Genomic DNA, 17,748 nt, shown 5'->3' on the forward strand with positions numbered 1-17,748 from the left:
TTTTTTTTTTATTATATGGGAGCGGAGTTTCTATCAAAAGGAGATATAGCGGGCGCTTTAGATGTTGTTCCTACAATATCAGAAATTTTATTCTTTTCCACAATTGCTTCAATAATAATAAATGGAATTACGCTTTTTAAGATAAAGTAAAGTGAAAACTTTGAAAATTTTGCGGACTTTTTTATTTATTTTAAAGAGAATTTACAATATGATGATATAATGATAGGACTAAGGATTTCGGAGGTTTATTTTGAAGAAAAAAGAAATTTCCACAGCTATGCTATTTATAATTTTATTTGGCATTGTCAGTTTATTTTCCGACATGACCCATGAAGGTGCAGCTAGCATTAGGGGAGCTTATCTTACTGTCCTTGGTGCATCAGCTGGGACAATTGGTTTTATATCAGGTCTTGGCGAGCTTGTGGGCTACTCCATGAGGTATGTCTTTGGGAAAATTACTGACAGGACAAAAAAATATTGGCCCATGGTAATTTTTGGCTACATCTTAGATATTTTGGCAGTGCCTGCTCTTGCTCTTGTTGGCGAAAAGGGTTGGATTGCGGCATCCCTTCTCTTGGTTGTGCAAAGAATGGGCAAGGCTATAAAGAAGCCTGCCAAGGACACTATTATGTCCTTTGCTGCCTCCCAAGAGGGCGTGGGTAAGTCCTTTGGAATACAAGAGATGCTAGATCAAATTGGTGCCTTTCTTGGTCCAGTCATGCTCTACCTAGTTATGTTATTTAAGACAGAGGGCAGCACCTTTGACATCTATAGAACTTGCTTTGCCTTTTTGGCTATTCCTGGTTTTATTACAATTCTTCTCTTGTTTTATACCAAGATGAAATTTCCAAACCCAGAGCACTTTGAGCCTGAGTCAAAAAAAGAAGAGGCCTTCCACATGAAGAAGTCCTTTATATATTACATTGCAGGTATTTCCTTCTTTGCCTTTGGCTTTATTGACTACTCAATAATAATTATGCACATAACGAGAAATTACACGGCTGTGGCGGGAAGCCTTCAAGAGACATCTGCTATTATAAATTCTGGTTCCATTCCACTTCTCTATGCAGGGGCCATGCTGGTGGATGCTATAGCGGCACTGATTTTCGGCCACATTTACGACAAAAATGGAGTGAAGGCACTTGTCATCTCCACAATAATTTCTGCTCCCTTCTCTCTATTTATCTTTGGCTTTAAGAGCCTACCAGCACTATACCTTGGACTTGTCCTTTGGGGCATAGGAATGGGTGCCCAGGAATCAATTTTAAAGGCGGCAGTGACTTCCATGGTGCCAAAGAAAAACAGGGCAACGGGCTACGGAATTTTTGAATGTTCCTTTGGATTTTTTTGGTTCTTGGGGTCTTGGCTACTGGGAGTTATGTATAGCATCTCCCTAGCAGCTATGATAATTATTTCTATAGCTGCGCAACTTCTTGCTATTCCACTATACTTAAAGGTTGCAAGGGTAAAATAAAGGCGGTCTCCGTCTTTTTTTATTGCATAAATTTCTCAAAAAACTTTAAGGAAAATTTACAATTTTTTTACTTTTCCTTTAAAAAAAGGCAATTATATTGTAAGATTAAGTTGAGTAAAAAATTGGGAGGATTTATGTCAATTAATTATTTTATCGAACTATTGGGAGGGCTTGCTCTCTTCCTCTACGGCATGGAAATGATGAGCAGCGGCCTCGAGCTAGTTGCAGGTGACAGACTACGCGTTGTAATCGAAAAAATGACATCGAGTTTTTTTAAATCAATACTCGTTGGTACTTTCGTAACTGCCATAATCCAGTCATCTTCTGCGACAACAGTTATGGTTGTGGGTTTTGTAAATGCTGGACTCATGACAATTTATCAAGCAGTTGGAATAATTATGGGGGCAAATATTGGTACAACAATAACTGGTCAATTAGTTGCCTTAAACATTTCCACTATTGCACCTATAATTGCATTTGTAGGATTTTTGCTAAATACTTTTTCTAAAAATAAAAGGAAGAGGTATATTGGTCAAGCTATAATTGGACTTGGATTTTTGTTTATGGGAATGCAATTTATGAGCGAATCCATGGAACCTCTTAGAGACTATCCTGGCTTTGTAACTCTCATGACAAAGTTTGACAACCCAATTCTTGGCGTACTTGCAGGTACAGCTATCACTGCAATACTCCAATCATCTTCTGCATCTCTTGGTATTTTGCAGGCCATTGCCAACCAAGGTGTAATGCCACTTCACTCAGCCATGTATATAATCTTTGGATTTAACATTGGTACTTGTATTACATCTGTCTTGTCATCAGTTGGTTCATCTAAGAATGCCAAAAGAACAGCATTAGTCCACGTGCTCTTTAACATTATTGGTACTATAATATTTGTAACTGTTTCCTTTATAGTTCCAATTGATAAAATAATAATTAGTTTTTCAAGAGACTTGCCGGCGGCACAAATTGCCAACTTGCACACTCTATTTAACGTTGCAACATCAATACTTTTGTTCCCATTCTCAAGAAAGCTCGCAGATTTGTCCTTCAAGATCATTCCTGGTATCGACAAGGAACAAGAAGAGATGTCTCTACAATATATCAACAAAAATATTGTCAAGGACGCGCCAGCTACCTTTACTGATGTGAAGGCAGAAATTAGAAGAATGCTTGAAATAGTAAGTCAAAACTATGAAAATTCAGTTAGCCTCTTGAAGAATTTTGACGAAGAAAAATACGATGAAATATTTAGGCGTGAAGAAGTAATAAATTATTTAAACAAAGAAATTTCCGCCTTTATAATCGACTCCCTAGGCCTTGCCATGAATGAGCAAACTTCTGCAAACTTTGCAGCCTACCTTAGAATTTCAAGGGACATGGAAAGAATTGGAGACCACTCCAAAAACATTGCCGAAGTTGCAAAATTAAAGGAAGACCAAAGTCTTGCCTTTACAGATAAAACCTTTGAAGAATTAAAAGAAATAAATGAAGTAATTGAAAAGATGTTTTCTTCAGCCCTTGGCGAATTAGACAAGGACGAAAGAGTTGCCTTTATGAGATCCTCAAATGAATTAGTTCAAAAAGATGCTACACAATTTAGAAACAATCACATGCTTAGAATGAGAGAAAAAATCTGTGACCCTGAAAGTGGACTTCTCTACGAAAAGACGCTGGCAGCCATGGAAAGAATTTCATCCTACATTTCTAATGCGGGAAAACTTGCCATATAATATTTTAAGATCTGCTCTTTGGGGCAGATTTTTTTATGCCTTTTTAGGAAAGCTTTAGAAGCTTTGACCTTTAGAAAATTTATATGGCAAAAAATTTTTTGAGCCTATAGATTTTCATAAAAATTTTTTATGTCCCACAATGGGTATATGTAAGATGGAGGAAGTAATGGAAAAAAATAGAATTGCAGACTTAAATAAATATATAGAAAAAAACTATCCCAAGGCAATTTTTATGGAGTCAAGTGAAATAGAACTCCCAAACTTTTTGCAGAGAGACTTTCAAGGGGCAGATAACAATTGCACCCTTGCCAGCCTTACGAGAATTATAAATTATTATTTTAAGGACTTGGACAAGTTTGAAATTTATGGGGAAATTTTTGAAATCGCAAGGAGAAATGGCTACTTCAAAGAAATTGGAACCCTACCCTTTTTTATTTCTCGCATAGCCAATACTTATTTTAAGAAAAATAAGATGAAGATAAAGGCGAGAGGCATCTACCTGGGAAATTTTTATTCTCATGTAAAAGAGGAGATAGACAAATTTCATCCAGTCCTCATGAACCTGGCCACTGGCTACTACAAAAATCACTCCCTAGTTATTTTTGGCTACTCACTTTATGAATTTAGGGGAATGAAGATAAAAATCCTTCATGTCTATGACGGTTGGAACAAGACTCCTTCCTACATAGACTACAGCGACCTCAAGGGCTTTATGAATTTTCCAATTTTTTCTTACAATATTTTTAACATTGACTAATTTTGTCAAATATAATAGAGTTTAGGTCTAGAGAAAAGGTGATGTTATGGAGAAATCTTATTTAAAATTTTTAGTTTCAGAACTGCTTTTTGTAAAGGAAGACACAATAATAAATTTGATCCCCAAGACTTACGAGAGATACGGAGAAATTTTTGGCGACCTAGAAAATTTTGTGGACACTTTAAATTTAAATATAAGAAAAGTCAGGAGAAACATAAAATTATTGGACAAATTTTCTCCTGAAGATGCAAAAAGAAAGGCTGAAGAAGAATTTGAGAGAGAGTTTAAAGAACTTGAAGAGGAAAATAAAAATAAGTACGCAAAAGATGAGGGACCTGTAATTTCTGACGAAAAGAGAAAGGAAATTGAGGACATCTTTAGGGAAGTTATCTTTTATTACAGCCCAAGCCTAAATGATTTTCCAACCGAGGAATTTGAAAGGGCAGAGGAACTTTTTAAAAACTGCGACAAGGATGGTCTTTTAGAATTTTTAAAGAGAGATAGGCCAAGAGAGCTCGATATAAGTAGTGAGAACTTGCAATATATGAGAGAGGACCTAGAAATAGAAATCTCCATGATCTTTGACAGGTTTCCCCTTAACCAACTTGATATGCTTGATGACAAGGAGGCAATAGACTTTAACCTAAAGAGGCTAAAGGGCGTCTACGAAGAGTACCAAGAGATCTACGGAGGTCTTGGCGAAGAATTAAATATAAAAATTGCAGAAAAATATTTACCCCGTAATTAATACGGGGCATTTTTCTATTTTCTTGAACTTTTTAAAATTTCACGGGTAATTTTTATTGCAAGCCTTCCTGCTATAAGGCCCAGGATCAGTCCTGCGATTATATCACTGGGATAATGCACGAAGAGATACATCCTGGAGAAGGCAATGAGTCCTGCCAAGATTAGGGCAAGGGCTCCTCTTTTTTTGTTGTAATAATAAATTACAGATGCAGCGGCAAAGGATGAGCCAGTGTGTCCCGATGGGAAGGAATATCCCATGGGCTCCCTTATTAAGATTGCCACATCATCTACTGTGAAGGGTCTCGGTCTCGCTATTATTGGCTTTAAAATCAAGAGACCAAAGACAGAAAAAATAATAAGAGCTACTGCAAGGCTAAAGCCCTCTCTCTTCAATTTGTTATTATTTTGAAAGAGCAAAAATATTGCAGCAACAATCCAAATAAATCCTCCATTCCCAAGGCTAGTTATAAAGATCATAATATAATTTAGTATTGGAGAGTGGAGACCCTGTAGCGATTCTAAAAACTTTAATTCCATTATTACTTATTATTAAATTTATGCTTTACAAAGCTTACAAAATTCTTCATGTCCTTTTTTAGGAAGGCGTCGTTGTGGTAGACCATGTAGTAAGTTCTCTTTATAGAGAGACCTCCTATCTTGTGCTTAACAACATCTTCGTCCTTAAAGGATGAAGATGCGCCAATGGAAAGAGCATCAGAATTTTTTACAATATTTAGAACCATGTCCTTGTTTTGGCAGATGAATTTTAAATCAATTGGTATGCCTTTTTCACGAAGGAAATTTAAAAGCATTTTTTTAGAATAATCATCTAAATCGCCAAGAACAAATTTTTTGTTTCTCAAATCTTCTGCGTCAAGCATTTCCTTGTCTTTGATTTCAGAATCCTTTGAGGAAATTATAAAAATTTCATCTTCAAAGAAGGACTCAGCAGAATTATCACAAATGCCAGCATCGCCATCTATTATGGCAAGATTTATAATGCCAGAATTTAATTTTTCAATTATTTTTTCGCGTGAATCAACATATACTCTTAGGCTGACATCTTCTTTTTTCTTTTCATAATCGTCGATTATTTCAAGCAAAAATTGAGAGCTAAAGTTTGAACTCACACCAAGATTTATGTTGTGAGCAGTAGATGAACTTTGCAAAAAAACAACAGTATCTTCAAATTGTTCCAAGATATTTAGGGCAAAATCATAAAGCCTTAAGCCAACATCTGTTATGTATAACTTTTTTGAAATCCTATCGAACAATTTTACATTGTACTCGTTTTCTATTTGCGAAATTGCGTGGGAAACAGTTGGCTGCGAAATTTTTAAATTTTTTGCAGCGTTAGACATATTCTTTGCCCTAACAACTTCGATAAATATTTCCAAATCCCTTATAGTCATATTAACCTCCTTAAACTTATTCTATTATTATTTTTAAGAAAAATCAAGATTTATAGTAAAAAGGTTATATTTTTATTTTTTAGTAAAGATTCTTCATTCTTGTTGATAAAGGAACTCATCAAGAATAAAAAAGATTTGTAAAAAAATAGACAAAAGCCTTAAGCTTCTGTCTATCACCATTTATTTATATCGTAGGTCTTAATGTCCTTAAGCCAATTTTTATCATCAGCCAAATTTTCTTGGAAGACGCCCTCCTTTTTCATGTAGTCTATAAAAAATAAATTAAACTTTTCTGCGCCTACTACATTTAGGTGGTGTGGATCGTAAAAATCTTCCTTGGATAAATTCATCTGGTCGTTAAAGTCGTTGAAGTCGATAAAGCTTGCGCCCCTAGCCTCTATTTCCTTGGCAATTACTTTTATGTTGTCGCTATACAAGTCGTAATCGTAGATGGGAGTCTTGACGAAAAATAATTTCACTCCATTTCTCTCTGCCAGGTCAATTATTTCGTCAAGAGCAGCCATATTAAAGGCAAAGTAAGTTTTTTCATCATAGGCATGAGCGGACTTCCTAAACTTATTTATCTCAGCTTCTTCATTATTTTTAAAGTTTTGGCTCTGACCCTTTAAGAGGACATAGCCCTTTAAGTAGTCATCATAGGAAGCCTTGTCAAAGTCGTAGTCCTCATCTTTTAATTCATCCCACCTGCTGTGGTAAGCCACAAGAGGAAGGATTGCCTGTGCCTTAAAGCCCTTGGGAACTTTTTTTGCAATCATTTCAATTTTATTTTTTGACATAGGCATGTAGTCTGAATAAGAATTTACCACGCTGGAATCTTCTGTGATCCTATAAATTGCTGATTGAATGTCCACAAAGATGACACTTGGATTTTTTCTCTTAAGAGCATCTTTTACATAGGAGGCAGTGATCCTTAGGGGCTGACTTTGTGAGGCGAGGACATAGGATTTTACGCCGGTCTTTTCATAAATCACAAGGGGCTCAAAGGAGCAGTAGGAGTGACTTGTGCCAAAAAACATGGCATTGTAGTCTTCAGTCTCGTTAAAGAAGCCGCCAATTTTATTTCCCATGTCCCAAGGCTTAGCCAGGGACTTTCTCATGAAGAGATTATTTAGCTCTAGGCTGCCGAAAATTATTAGGGCAATAAATATTATTGATTTTAAAATTTTTAGAAATTTTTTCATTTTATCACCTACAAAACTAGAACTGGAAGTAAATAAAGGCGGATTCAGAAAATTCTGGACCATAGACGCCGAAAATTATTATGGCAAAGATAAAGGCAAGGTAAATTATCCACCTTATTGGAAGAATTATTTTTAAAACTTTTTCGCTTAAATTTATCTTGTTGTACTTAAGCACATCAAAGATAAATAAAATAGCTACGCCCACAAGAAGGGGATAAATATTTGCTGTGCCAAATTTAGTCTTAGAAAGGTCTTCCATCAAATTTAAAGATCTTGGATTATTTATAATTGCAAGGAGATATTCATTGCCGTGGTGAATATTTTCTGCCCTAAAATAAATGAAGGCAAAGACAACAATTATAAAGGTGAGGACTCTTCTCAGGCTGTCTAATAAAATATTTCTCTTAGACTTTTTATTGATGCCCAAAATATTTTCAAGGACATTAAAGACTCCGTGAATGAGACCCCAAAGGACAAAGGAAAGTTCTGCCCCATGCCAAAGCCCACTTACGAGAAAGACCACAAGAAGGTTAAAATATTTGCGAAGGTCTCCCTTTCTGTTGCCGCCAAGGGGAATGTAGAGGTAGTCCTTAAACCAAGTGGATAGGGAAATATGCCACCTTCTCCAAAATTCTGTAATGGATTTAGATAGAAGTGGTTCTTTAAAGTTGTCCATAAGGTCAATGCCTAGGATCTTCGCAGATCCCTTAGCCATTATAGAATAGGAGTAGAAGTCGCAATAAATTTGTAGGGTAAATAAAATCCCAGAGATGATTAAGATCTCCCTAGAAAAATTATTGTAATTTCCAAAAGCTTCATTGACGAGAATTGCTGCCCTATCGGCAATAATTAATTTTAAAAACATTCCATAAAAAAATAGGACAAGACCCTTAACTAAGTTGTCGTAGGAAAATTTTCTAGGTTTTTTTATCTGTGGAAGTAAATTTACACTTCTTTCAATGGGTCCTGCCACAAGTTGAGGAAAGAAGGAGACAAAAAGTGCGTAGTCAATAAAATTTTCTTCTGCCCTTATGTCCTTTCTGTAGACATCAATTGTGTAGCCAAGAGCCTGGAAGGTGTAAAAGGAAATACCAACGGGAAGGAGGACATCAAGGGCCAGGTTAAAATCTTTGCCAGAAAAATTATTTAAGAGGTCTGCAAAGAAATTAAAGTACTTAAAGACAAAGAGTATGCCCAAATTTATAAAAAAGCACAAAAATACAGCAAGCTTCATTTTTTTAACCTGCCCTCTATTTTTCTCAATATAAAGACCTGTCATGTAGGTAACAAATATTGAGAAGACCATGAGGAGGGTGTATTTCACATTCCAAAAGCTATAAAAAGTGAGGCTTGCCAAGAGCAAAAATATATTTTTAAGTTTTTGTGGCAATAAATTGTAAAAAATTACAACTATTGGCAAAAAAATCAAGTATTCAAGTGAATTAAAAAGCATAAAATCCTCCAATCACTTTATATTATAGCAAATGATGGAGGATTTCAATATTTGATTATTAAGGAGCGACGCTCATCTTGTACTCTCTAGGAGTTTTGCCAGTGTACTTTTTGAAGGTCATAGTAAAATGAGGCTGTGAAGAAAATCCACACTCATAACTTATGTATTCCAAAGTTTTTTTGTCCTCTAAGAGAAGTTTTTTCGCCTTGTTTGTCTTTAGGGTATTTAAATATTGGCAAAAAGTGTATCCTGTCTCTTCTTTAAAAAGTGAGCAGAGATAATTTTTTGATAGGTGAAGTTTTTCTGCAAGCTCTTCTAGGTTTAAGCCTAAAGTATATTCGCTGTTTATAATTTTTAAAGCCTTGTCAATTATTTCGTTTCTGGAAAAATCCATTTCATCGAGAAGGGAATTGGAGTAAGATTCTATTAAATCCTTGGCAATATACTTGAGAGCTGACTTGTCTTCTGCCTTTTTTAATTTAAGGGTGAAGTCATCGTGTATCTCTGTTAGATCCTTGTTATATGTAATTAGAAAATATGTATACAGGAAGGTGTTTAGGTCCTCAATTTGTTTTTTCATCTCATCTAGGCTCTTGCTAAGTGAATTTTTCGAAATATTTTCAAAAATCTCGTGAGCACAATTTATGCATTCGGGCTTTGCCTTTTCGGCAATAGTAAGATAATTTGTCATAAGTCCTCCTTTAGTATTTAATTTTATTTTATGTGGATTATTAAAATTTTGATAAGCATTATCTTTAACCCAATTATAAGACAATTGATATTAAATATCAACAAATAAATTCTATAAATTTTTAAAAAATTTTTTCTGTGAAATTTTTTGCATTTTGACACTTTTTGTTGTAATATATTGTCCTTGCGAAAAATTATAAAAAAATATTGGCGAGAAAAATTTTCTTTGAGAGACTTTGAGATAGGAATAATTTTAGATTATTTTTAAAATATTTCTTGGCGACAAAAATTTTAAATTAAAAATGAAAAGAAAGAAGTCAAATATAATTTTTAAAATTTTTATAATGTGGTGTCAATTTTTACTAAATAGCATATAATAAGAGCAGGGAGGGATTACTGTGACAATTTCAAGAGACAAAATGATTGAACTAGAGAAGAGAACAATAGAAGAATTTAAAATTGATTCTCTTATTTTAATGGAAAACGCAGGAATGGGAATTTTCCGCGAAATTAATCAGTACGATTCCTTTACGATAATTTGCGGTAAGGGAAATAACGGTGGCGATGGACTTGTCATCGCAAGACATTTGATTCTCAGTGGAAAAATCGTGGAAGTCTTTGTTGTTGGCGACAAGGAGACAGAAGAATTTTCCAAAAACTTAGAAATAATAAAAAAACTTACAGATGTAAAATATATAGAAGATGATAATTTTGACGAACTAATTGAATCCATTGAAGTAAATGAAATTACTGTAGACGCAATTTTCGGCACAGGACTCAATAGAAAGTTAAATAAATTTTACAGGTCTTTAATTGATGCCATAAATATTCACGGCAATTATATAATTGCTGTGGACATACCTTCTGGCATGGACGCAGACACAGGCGAAGAATATGGCAACTGTGTGGCTTGTAATGTTACCTACGCAATATCCGATATAAAAAAGGGTGAGCTTTTGAATAGCAATGTGGGAGAGCTTAAGAAAATATATATTGGGATTGTGAGGTACAAGGATGAGTAAAAAAATCAGCAGAAATATAAATTTGACAGAAGGCTCAATAGTTGAAGGTCTAATAAAATTTGCAATACCACTACTTCTCACAAACTTTTTGCAACAGCTTTACAACACTGCCGACCTTATGATAGTTGGTAGGTTCGCTGGCAAAAATCCCATGGCAGCAGTTGGTGCAACGGGACCTGTTTCCAACTTACTAATTGGACTTTTCTTGGGCCTTACCACTGGTGCATCTGTGGTCATATCCCTATACTATGGGTCAAATGACAGAGAGGCATTAAAAAAATCTGTAGGTGTTTCCTACTTTCTTGGACTGGCATCAGGACTCTTTATAACAATTTTTGGTTATCTTACGACGCCCTTCTTCCTAAGGATAATGGACACGCCTCCAGAAATTCTTAATGATGCCACAATTTATATGCGAGTTTTCTTCATGGGCACTGTTCCAATTTTAATTTACAACATGGGGGCATCTATCCTAAGGGCCACTGGGGACTCCAAGAGACCCTTTAACTTCTTGTGTGTGTCAGCTATAGTAAATATTGTCCTTGACCTCATCTTAGTAGGCTGGCTTCAAATGTCAGTCTTGGGAGCAGGCATTGCAACACTAGCATCACAAGTTGTATCAGCAATCCTAGTTACTTATTCACTACTAAAGACAGACGGGTCTTATAAGCTTAGAAAAGAAGAAATAAAACTTCACAAGCATGAAGCCAAGAGAATATTCGAAGTGGGCATACCTACGGGAGTGCAGACAGCACTCTTGTCCTTTACAAATGTAATTTTCCAGGCAAAGATCAACTACTTTGGTTCCGATGCCATTGCAGGTGTTGCAGCTGAAGGAAGAATCGATGGATTTTTATTTATGTCCCTTCAAGCCATAGCCCTTGCGGCAACAACTTTCTCAGGACAAAATTTTGGGGCACAAAAATTCGATAGACTAAGAGAAGGCATTAAAGTTTCCCTTTTAATAGTCTTTGGAATCTCTGCCGTCCTCTCGGTAATTGCCTTTACACTGGCAGAACCACTTATTGCAATATTTAATCCAGACCCAGATGTAGTAGCCTACGGTGCCGACTTCCTTAAGATAATAAGTCTTGGCATTTGGTTCTTTGGACTTTCAGAAACCATTTCTGGCTTCGTAAGAGGAAGCGGACATGCTATGGGTCCAATGATCATTTCCCTGCTTACAATTTGCATTTTGAGGCTGGTAGTAGTTTACTTTGCAATGCCAATTTTTAATTCCATAAGAGTAATAAGTATAATCTATCCAGTGTCTTACTTCGCAAACTTCTTATTGATGGCAATTTACTACAAATTTGGTAAGTGGAGAAAAAATATAGATATGTAAAATTTGGCACCACAGGTGCCTTTTTTATTGCAATAAAGTAAAGTTTTATTGTAAACTATACTTAATATATAAAAAGCAGTGATGATATGAAAAAGAAAAGCATTTTTTTAATATTAATTTTACTTGGAGGAATTTTTTGGAGCCTCACAAGCTTTAGACGCTATCCAAAAAAAATCGTGGCAGAAGTTCTCTACACCATTGACGACAGAATTTTTGCCTTTGCCGATGATTACCTAGAAGACTTTGGCCTATCAGATATTTTTAACAATGTAAAGACCTCTGGCGACTATGGCATAAGGTTAAGCAGCCAAGGCATAAGTGGCGACAAATTAAATATTATAAACTTTCAAAGCGCAAGTAATAAGTCCAGATATTTTATGAAGAGGAGAGAAAAAGACAATAATATAGAGACAGTTGGCGAAAAAATTGTAAATAGCGATGTCTACCTCTATAGGGAAGACTTGTCCCACTTGCCCCTATACATTGACAGAAACACTATGGTGAACCTCTCTCGTGACTCTCATGTCCTAAGCGATCTGGGCTACGATATAGACAACAAAAAATTATTTCTCCCACCAGTTTCCTTTTCTGAAAAAAATTCAGAGCTGAAAAAATATGTGAAAAAAGAGTGGACGGAAATAATAAGGACAACTCATGTGAAAAATATTTCAGACAATAAATTTGAAATCAAGGTCAAGTCCAAGGACCTGGAAAAACTTATGAATAAGGTGGAAGAATTTTATAGAGAAGAAAATTATTTTCCCTACACTTATATAAGCAAAATCCTGGAAAAAGAATTTAAAAATATTTCAGGTGACCTAAAAAATAGGGATGACATAGTATTTTACATGGATACCGATGAGGAATTAAACCTCTTAAAGCTTCAGTCAGCTGACAAAAAGTACAGCCTAAAAATTAAGGAGGACTTTGAATTAAAGGTGCCCCACAGGCATATTTATATTGAGCATGAAGAAAATGAAAGCCTAAAAACTATTAAGGGAAAGATTGATGACAGGAACTTCAGGATGAGCTATTATCCCAAAAATAGTAAGCTCATCTATCACGACGAGCTAACTCACATAAACGCCAGCTTCTATAATCTCATCAATTCCAAAAAATTCAAGGTCATAGCTGACATAGATGGCAGCAAGATAAAAAAAGTCAACTTCAATTTTTACACAGTCCCAAATAAAATAGAAAGAGAAAAAAATTATATAGAAATTTTAAAATTAAGTGAAGAAGATTGGAATAATTTAATAAAAGGAGTAAGGAATGAAAGATGATTTTAACCAAAAAAGCAAATTAATATTTAGAATATTATTTGACTCCCTAATTGTGGGGACCTTCGCAGGGCTTTTTTCAGTTCTCTACAGGTTTGTAATAATGAAAATGGATTTACTCCGAAAAAATTTGTACAGCGAATTTAATATTAAGTCCCTTTTAATTTTTCTTGTCCTTGCAGTAGTAATTTCTTTTATAATTTATAGGCTCTTAAAATGGGCGCCCCTATCAGGCGGCAGTGGAATACCACAAATTCGCGGCGAAATCCTTGGCAAATTTAATATGGATGAAGTGCCAACCCTAGTTTCAAAAATAGTGGGTGGCGGACTGGGTAACCTCATGGGATTTTCCCTTGGAAGAGAAGGTCCATCAATACAAATGGGTGGCGCAGCAGCAAAATTTATAGGCAAGACCTTGAAAAGACCTCCCGACGAAATAAAATACATGATAACAGCAGGGGCAGCAGCAGGACTTGCCGCAGCCTTTAACGCGCCAATGGCAGGTTGCATCTTTGCCATAGAAGAGCTCCACAAGACCTATTCAAAGTATGTCCTCTTGCCAGCCCTTATAGCATCAATAACAGCCAACTATGTGTCCTTTGTCATAATGGGGGCGGAAACATCTTTCTCCTTCTTCGTGACAGAGTCCCTACCCATGAATTTAATTTGGCTGGCAATACTAATTGGCATCCTGACAGGTTTAGTTGGAGGACTTTATAACTTACTAATAACAAAATTTCAAGACCTCTTCAAAAAAATAGATTCAAAAATAGTGAAGTACGCCCTACTTATGGGCGTGACAATAATAATTGGCTTTAGCTTTTTTGAAGGAACAGGTGGCGGCCATGGACTGCTTGAAAAAATGGCAAAGGAAGAATTTGCAGTAAAATACATTTTGGCAATCCTTCTCGTGAAATTATTTTACACAACATTTTGCTACGGCTCAGGAGTGCAAGGCGGAATCTTTTTGCCAGTCCTAGTCATAGGTGGATCTTGCGGAACATTAATATTTGCCCTACTTGGAAAGAACCTTGACCTAGATCCCTATTATGTCAACTTCATAATACTGGGCATGAGTGGCATCTTAGCATCAGTAGTTAGAAGCCCAATCCTTTCAGTGATCTTAGTAACAGAGATGACCAAGACCTTTGACCACTTAATTGCCCTATCCATAGTGGTTGTCGTCTCCTATTATGTGGCAGAAATCTTAAAAGTTGCCCCAATTTATGACACTCTTTTCGAAAGACAACTAAGGGACAAAAACCTACTCAGTCCAAAAGAAAGAGAGCTTGGCGACTATTCAGTCTTCGAGTACACAATCACTGGCGACCTAAAAATAATAGGAAAGAGCCTGAGAGAAATAAATTTCCCAAGGCACCTAATAATAATGTCAATAGAAAGAGAGGGCACAGAAATCGTTCCAACAGCAGACGACTTGATCCTTTGGGCGACAAAATCACAGTCCTAATAAAGGCAGAAGACGCCCTAGAGATAGACAAATTTTTAAAAAGTGAATAAATTTTAAAAATATTAAGATTAATAAATAAATTTAAATATTTTAAGGGAACCAGACTTTTAAGAAAAAGCCTGGTTTTTTATAAAATAAATGGATTTAACATAGTATTATTAAGGATATTCAGGTATAATGAAAATATAAGACTATTTTCACATATTTTGCAAAAAAAATATTTGAAAATTAAAAAAATTTATAAAAAATAAGGAGGAAGTATGAAGGCAATAAGTAGAGCTGGCAAAATAATTTTCGCATCCCTAATATTTATCATGGCAATATTTATAGGTAATGAAAAGGTTTTTGCAGCAAATGTTTCTAGTTTTGATGAATTAAAAACTGCTTTAAGCGGAACAGACACAGAAATTAATATCACTAGCGCAGATCCAATTGAAGTAACAGAAACACTAATGATTACAAGAGATGTAAAAATCAGTGGGGGGGCTTAAAGCCTCTAATCTAGCTACAAAGGAGCCTGAGAGTGGAAATATTTTTTATGTAGAGGAAGGAAAAAATTTTGAATTAGAAAATATTACACTTGATGGAGATAATAGGGCTAGAGTTATTTATTCTAATGGTGGGATACTTAAAATAACTAATTCAACTATAAAGAATGGATATCCAGGTGCAAATGCCAAAGCAAATCCAGGTGGAGGTATATTTTTAAAAGGTGGTTCCCTAGAAGCCAAGGACACTAACTTTATTGGAAACACACCTGGGACTAACACAAAACTTCCAAAAGGTGATGGCGATTTAAACGGTGGTGCTATTTATTCTGGCAGCACTAAAGCTGATATTAAAATCACTGGCGGAAGCTTTGAAGATAACGAAGTAAAAGCTTACGGACACGGAGCAGCGATTTATCAAGAAAATGGTATTTTAAATGTAACAGGAACAAGCTTTAAAAATAATAAAGGTCACGTTGAAGGCGGAAATGCTGGTACTCAAGGGGCATGTATCCACACAAGAGACAAGGTAAAAGCTACAATTTCCGGTGTTACAGCTGAAATCGCAATAGGTTTTAACACAGGTGGTTTTTTAAGATCATGGAAAAGTGATGTAACAGTTACAAACTCTACTTTTACAATAGCTGGATTAGGTGACGGATATGGCTACAGCGGTGGAGCACTTTGCTTTGAAGGCGGCACAAGCAAAGTTACTGGATCGACTTTTACATGCGCTGGATCAAAATTAATTCACGCAGGTGGCTTTATAGATATTGTAGGTAGTGGAACACACACAATTGACGGCAACACCATGACAGGAGCTGGAAAAGAAAACGGACAACAAATAGCTTCCTTTGGAGGAGCCATCAGTGTTGAGGAAGGAGCTAATGCTACTGTAACTATTAAAGGCAACACAATCACCGGGGCATCGGCTTCTGATAATGGTGGCGCCATTGCAATCGGAACACATAAAGGTAAAAGCACACCATCAACAGTAACTATGAGCGGCAATACCATTTCAAATGCCGGAACTTTATTTTGGGGAGCACAATATGGTGGAGGAGTATTTGTAGCTCCTGATGCCACAGTTACTATGACAAAAGACACTATTAAAGACACAAGATCTTCCTATGGTGGAGGAGTATATAACGAAGGTAAATTAACTATAAGTGGTGGATCATCACTAACAGGTGGTGTTGGCTCAAAACTAGGTGGAGAAATTTACAATAACGGTGACTTGACTGTAGATGATGCTACAATTACAGGGAACTTTGTAGGTGGAGCAGCTTGGCAACAATATGCAAGTCACGGCAAAAACTTTGAACTTGGCGGAACAAATATCTACGCTGAAAAAGATGTAACTATAACACCAAAGGCTACAATTGCAACAGGTAAAGACGTAAGAGTTTTAGACGGACAATCAAAAATACTTTTAACAGGTGCCTTAACAAAAGAAATAGATGTTTCTGTAAGTGAAACTCCTGGAGGTAGCGAAACTCAAAAGAGAAGAGTTGGCTATGTAGTTGCAGAAGGTAAAGATGGATATGTAGCAACAAAGTCCGATGCAAAATTCTTACACTATATAGGCAGAACTAATAAAGAAGACGCTAGTCACTATTCAAATCAACCACGAGCAGCATTTGCAGATGACAAAAGCACTGGTGAGTGGGATTTTGTATTAGACAAAGACAATAAAAAGGTAGTTCTTGGTCAAAGAGTTAAGCTAATTTACCACGGCAATCTTGGTAAATTAGGTGAAAATGATTCAGCAGAAAAGACTGTAGATGTTTACAAAAATCCTAATTTCTGGGAAGGACAATTAGAAGAATACCAAGTAGCTGATCCTACATTGGATGGAAGCAGCTTTATGGGCTGGTATTTCTGGAGAGATGGTGCTACTGCTGGAGATACTGATGACTCAATTCAAAATATAAAAATACCAGATGATTTAAGAGAAGATTTATTTGATTTCTCAAGAGTTAAGTTTGAAAACAATGTAAAAGACACAGATAAAATAATCACTCCAAATGTTATAAACACTTACGCAGGTTGGTCTCAAAATATAAGTATTCCAGTTTTTAAAGAATGGGTAGATGCTAAAGATAATGACAAAGTTGATGTAACTGTAACATTAAAGGGCGGAGATGAGGAAAAAACTCTTACTTTAACAAAAGCAGAAAATTACTTTGACCAATTTGAAGATCTTAAAGTATTTACAAAATCATATCAACCAAATGAAGAAAAAAATATGAACTTAAAGTTCATTCCTAAGACATATAGCGTTGAAGAAAAATCAATAGATGGATTTACTACAAGTTACTCACCTCAAAGTATGATAGCAAATCAAGTAGCGGAAGTAAGTAGATTTGTAGTTACTAACAAAAAGACATTCAAAGTAACATATGAATTTAAGAGTGGAACAGAAGGAAAAACTCTTCCAGATGCTATTAAAGAGCAGTTTCTTCCAGAACCAGAAACTGGCAAAGAAAATGGAGCGAAAGTAACACCAAGTAATCCAAAAGGAACAACTTACGAAGATACCGAAAATGAAGGCACTTGGACTTTCCAATCTTGGGAACCAGCAGAGCAAACTATAGAAGGCAAGGACGTAAAATTTGTCGGTACTTGGAAATTTACTGAAAAAACTTCAGACTTCACAATTACAAAATCTGTTGAC

General features: G+C 35.7%; 15 protein-coding genes. 10 read left to right on the forward strand and 5 right to left on the reverse strand.

The features are described from left to right. Positions 1-250: 250 nt before the first annotated feature. From HMPREF2801_RS07545 to HMPREF2801_RS07560, 4 genes are all read left to right on the forward strand, one after another. On the forward strand, positions 251-1,474 hold the full coding sequence (locus tag HMPREF2801_RS07545) for an MFS transporter (protein ID WP_083303730.1): 1,224 nt from the start codon (positions 251-253) through the stop codon (positions 1,472-1,474). Positions 1,475-1,608: 134 nt separating this feature from the next. Next, positions 1,609-3,207, forward strand: coding sequence for a Na/Pi cotransporter family protein (locus tag HMPREF2801_RS07550; RefSeq protein ID WP_070611553.1), 1,599 nt, complete (start codon positions 1,609-1,611; stop codon positions 3,205-3,207). A 166-nt stretch (positions 3,208-3,373) separates the two neighbouring features. Then, positions 3,374-3,964 carry a C39 family peptidase gene (locus HMPREF2801_RS07555; RefSeq protein WP_070611555.1) on the forward strand — a complete coding sequence of 197 codons (591 nt, stop codon included), beginning with the start codon at positions 3,374-3,376 and terminating at the stop codon, positions 3,962-3,964. 46 nt (positions 3,965-4,010) lie between these two features. Next, on the forward strand, positions 4,011-4,712 hold the full coding sequence (locus tag HMPREF2801_RS07560) for a hypothetical protein (protein ID WP_070611557.1): 702 nt from the start codon (positions 4,011-4,013) through the stop codon (positions 4,710-4,712). A gap of 14 nt (positions 4,713-4,726) precedes the next feature. Here the strand turns inward: HMPREF2801_RS07560 and HMPREF2801_RS07565 are convergent, their stop codons facing one another. From HMPREF2801_RS07565 to HMPREF2801_RS07585, 5 genes are all read right to left on the reverse strand, one after another. Next, positions 4,727-5,248, reverse strand: a complete 522-nt coding sequence (locus tag HMPREF2801_RS07565; protein ID WP_070611560.1) for a phosphatase PAP2 family protein — start codon at positions 5,246-5,248, stop codon at positions 4,727-4,729. Positions 5,249-5,250: 2 nt separating this feature from the next. Then, positions 5,251-6,123 carry a LysR family transcriptional regulator gene (locus HMPREF2801_RS07570; protein WP_070611563.1) on the reverse strand — a complete coding sequence of 291 codons (873 nt, stop codon included), beginning with the start codon at positions 6,121-6,123 and terminating at the stop codon, positions 5,251-5,253. Between the two features lie 173 nt (positions 6,124-6,296). Continuing rightward, positions 6,297-7,325, reverse strand: coding sequence for a hypothetical protein (locus HMPREF2801_RS07575; protein ID WP_070611565.1), 1,029 nt, complete (start codon positions 7,323-7,325; stop codon positions 6,297-6,299). Between the two features lie 16 nt (positions 7,326-7,341). Continuing rightward, a complete protein-coding gene (locus HMPREF2801_RS07580) occupies positions 7,342-8,778 on the reverse strand; it encodes an MBOAT family O-acyltransferase (protein ID WP_070611567.1) in 1,437 nt (478 codons plus the stop codon). Between the two features lie 58 nt (positions 8,779-8,836). Then, the gene (locus HMPREF2801_RS07585) at positions 8,837-9,469 is read right to left on the reverse strand and encodes a helix-turn-helix domain-containing protein (RefSeq protein WP_070611569.1); all 633 of its coding nucleotides are present in this window, start codon (positions 9,467-9,469) and stop codon (positions 8,837-8,839) included. 397 nt (positions 9,470-9,866) lie between these two features. Here HMPREF2801_RS07585 and HMPREF2801_RS07590 point away from each other — a divergent pair, with 397 nt between their 5' ends. The 6 genes from HMPREF2801_RS07590 to HMPREF2801_RS07615 form a co-directional block, all read left to right on the forward strand. Then, positions 9,867-10,490: an NAD(P)H-hydrate epimerase gene (locus HMPREF2801_RS07590; RefSeq protein WP_070611571.1), complete on the forward strand. Its 624-nt coding sequence runs from the start codon at positions 9,867-9,869 to the stop codon at positions 10,488-10,490. Further along, positions 10,483-11,835, forward strand: a complete 1,353-nt coding sequence (locus tag HMPREF2801_RS07595; protein ID WP_070611573.1) for an MATE family efflux transporter — start codon at positions 10,483-10,485, stop codon at positions 11,833-11,835. The genes HMPREF2801_RS07590 and HMPREF2801_RS07595 overlap by 8 nt, the downstream gene beginning before the upstream one ends. A gap of 86 nt (positions 11,836-11,921) precedes the next feature. Then, positions 11,922-13,118 carry a hypothetical protein gene (locus HMPREF2801_RS07600; protein WP_070611576.1) on the forward strand — a complete coding sequence of 399 codons (1,197 nt, stop codon included), beginning with the start codon at positions 11,922-11,924 and terminating at the stop codon, positions 13,116-13,118. Continuing rightward, positions 13,108-14,583: a ClC family H(+)/Cl(-) exchange transporter gene (locus tag HMPREF2801_RS07605; protein WP_246830001.1), complete on the forward strand. Its 1,476-nt coding sequence runs from the start codon at positions 13,108-13,110 to the stop codon at positions 14,581-14,583. The genes HMPREF2801_RS07600 and HMPREF2801_RS07605 overlap by 11 nt, the downstream gene beginning before the upstream one ends. A gap of 260 nt (positions 14,584-14,843) precedes the next feature. After that, a complete protein-coding gene (locus HMPREF2801_RS07610) occupies positions 14,844-15,074 on the forward strand; it encodes a hypothetical protein (RefSeq protein WP_070611577.1) in 231 nt (76 codons plus the stop codon). Then, a partial coding sequence (locus HMPREF2801_RS07615; protein WP_148130091.1) for an SHIRT domain-containing protein occupies positions 15,061-17,748 on the forward strand: 2,688 nt, incomplete at its 3' end. The genes HMPREF2801_RS07610 and HMPREF2801_RS07615, both read left to right, overlap by 14 nt.

The sequence above is a fragment of the Peptoniphilus sp. HMSC062D09 genome (genome assembly GCF_001811425.1).
In the GTDB taxonomy this organism is placed as follows: Bacteria; Bacillota; Clostridia; order Tissierellales; family Peptoniphilaceae; genus Peptoniphilus_A.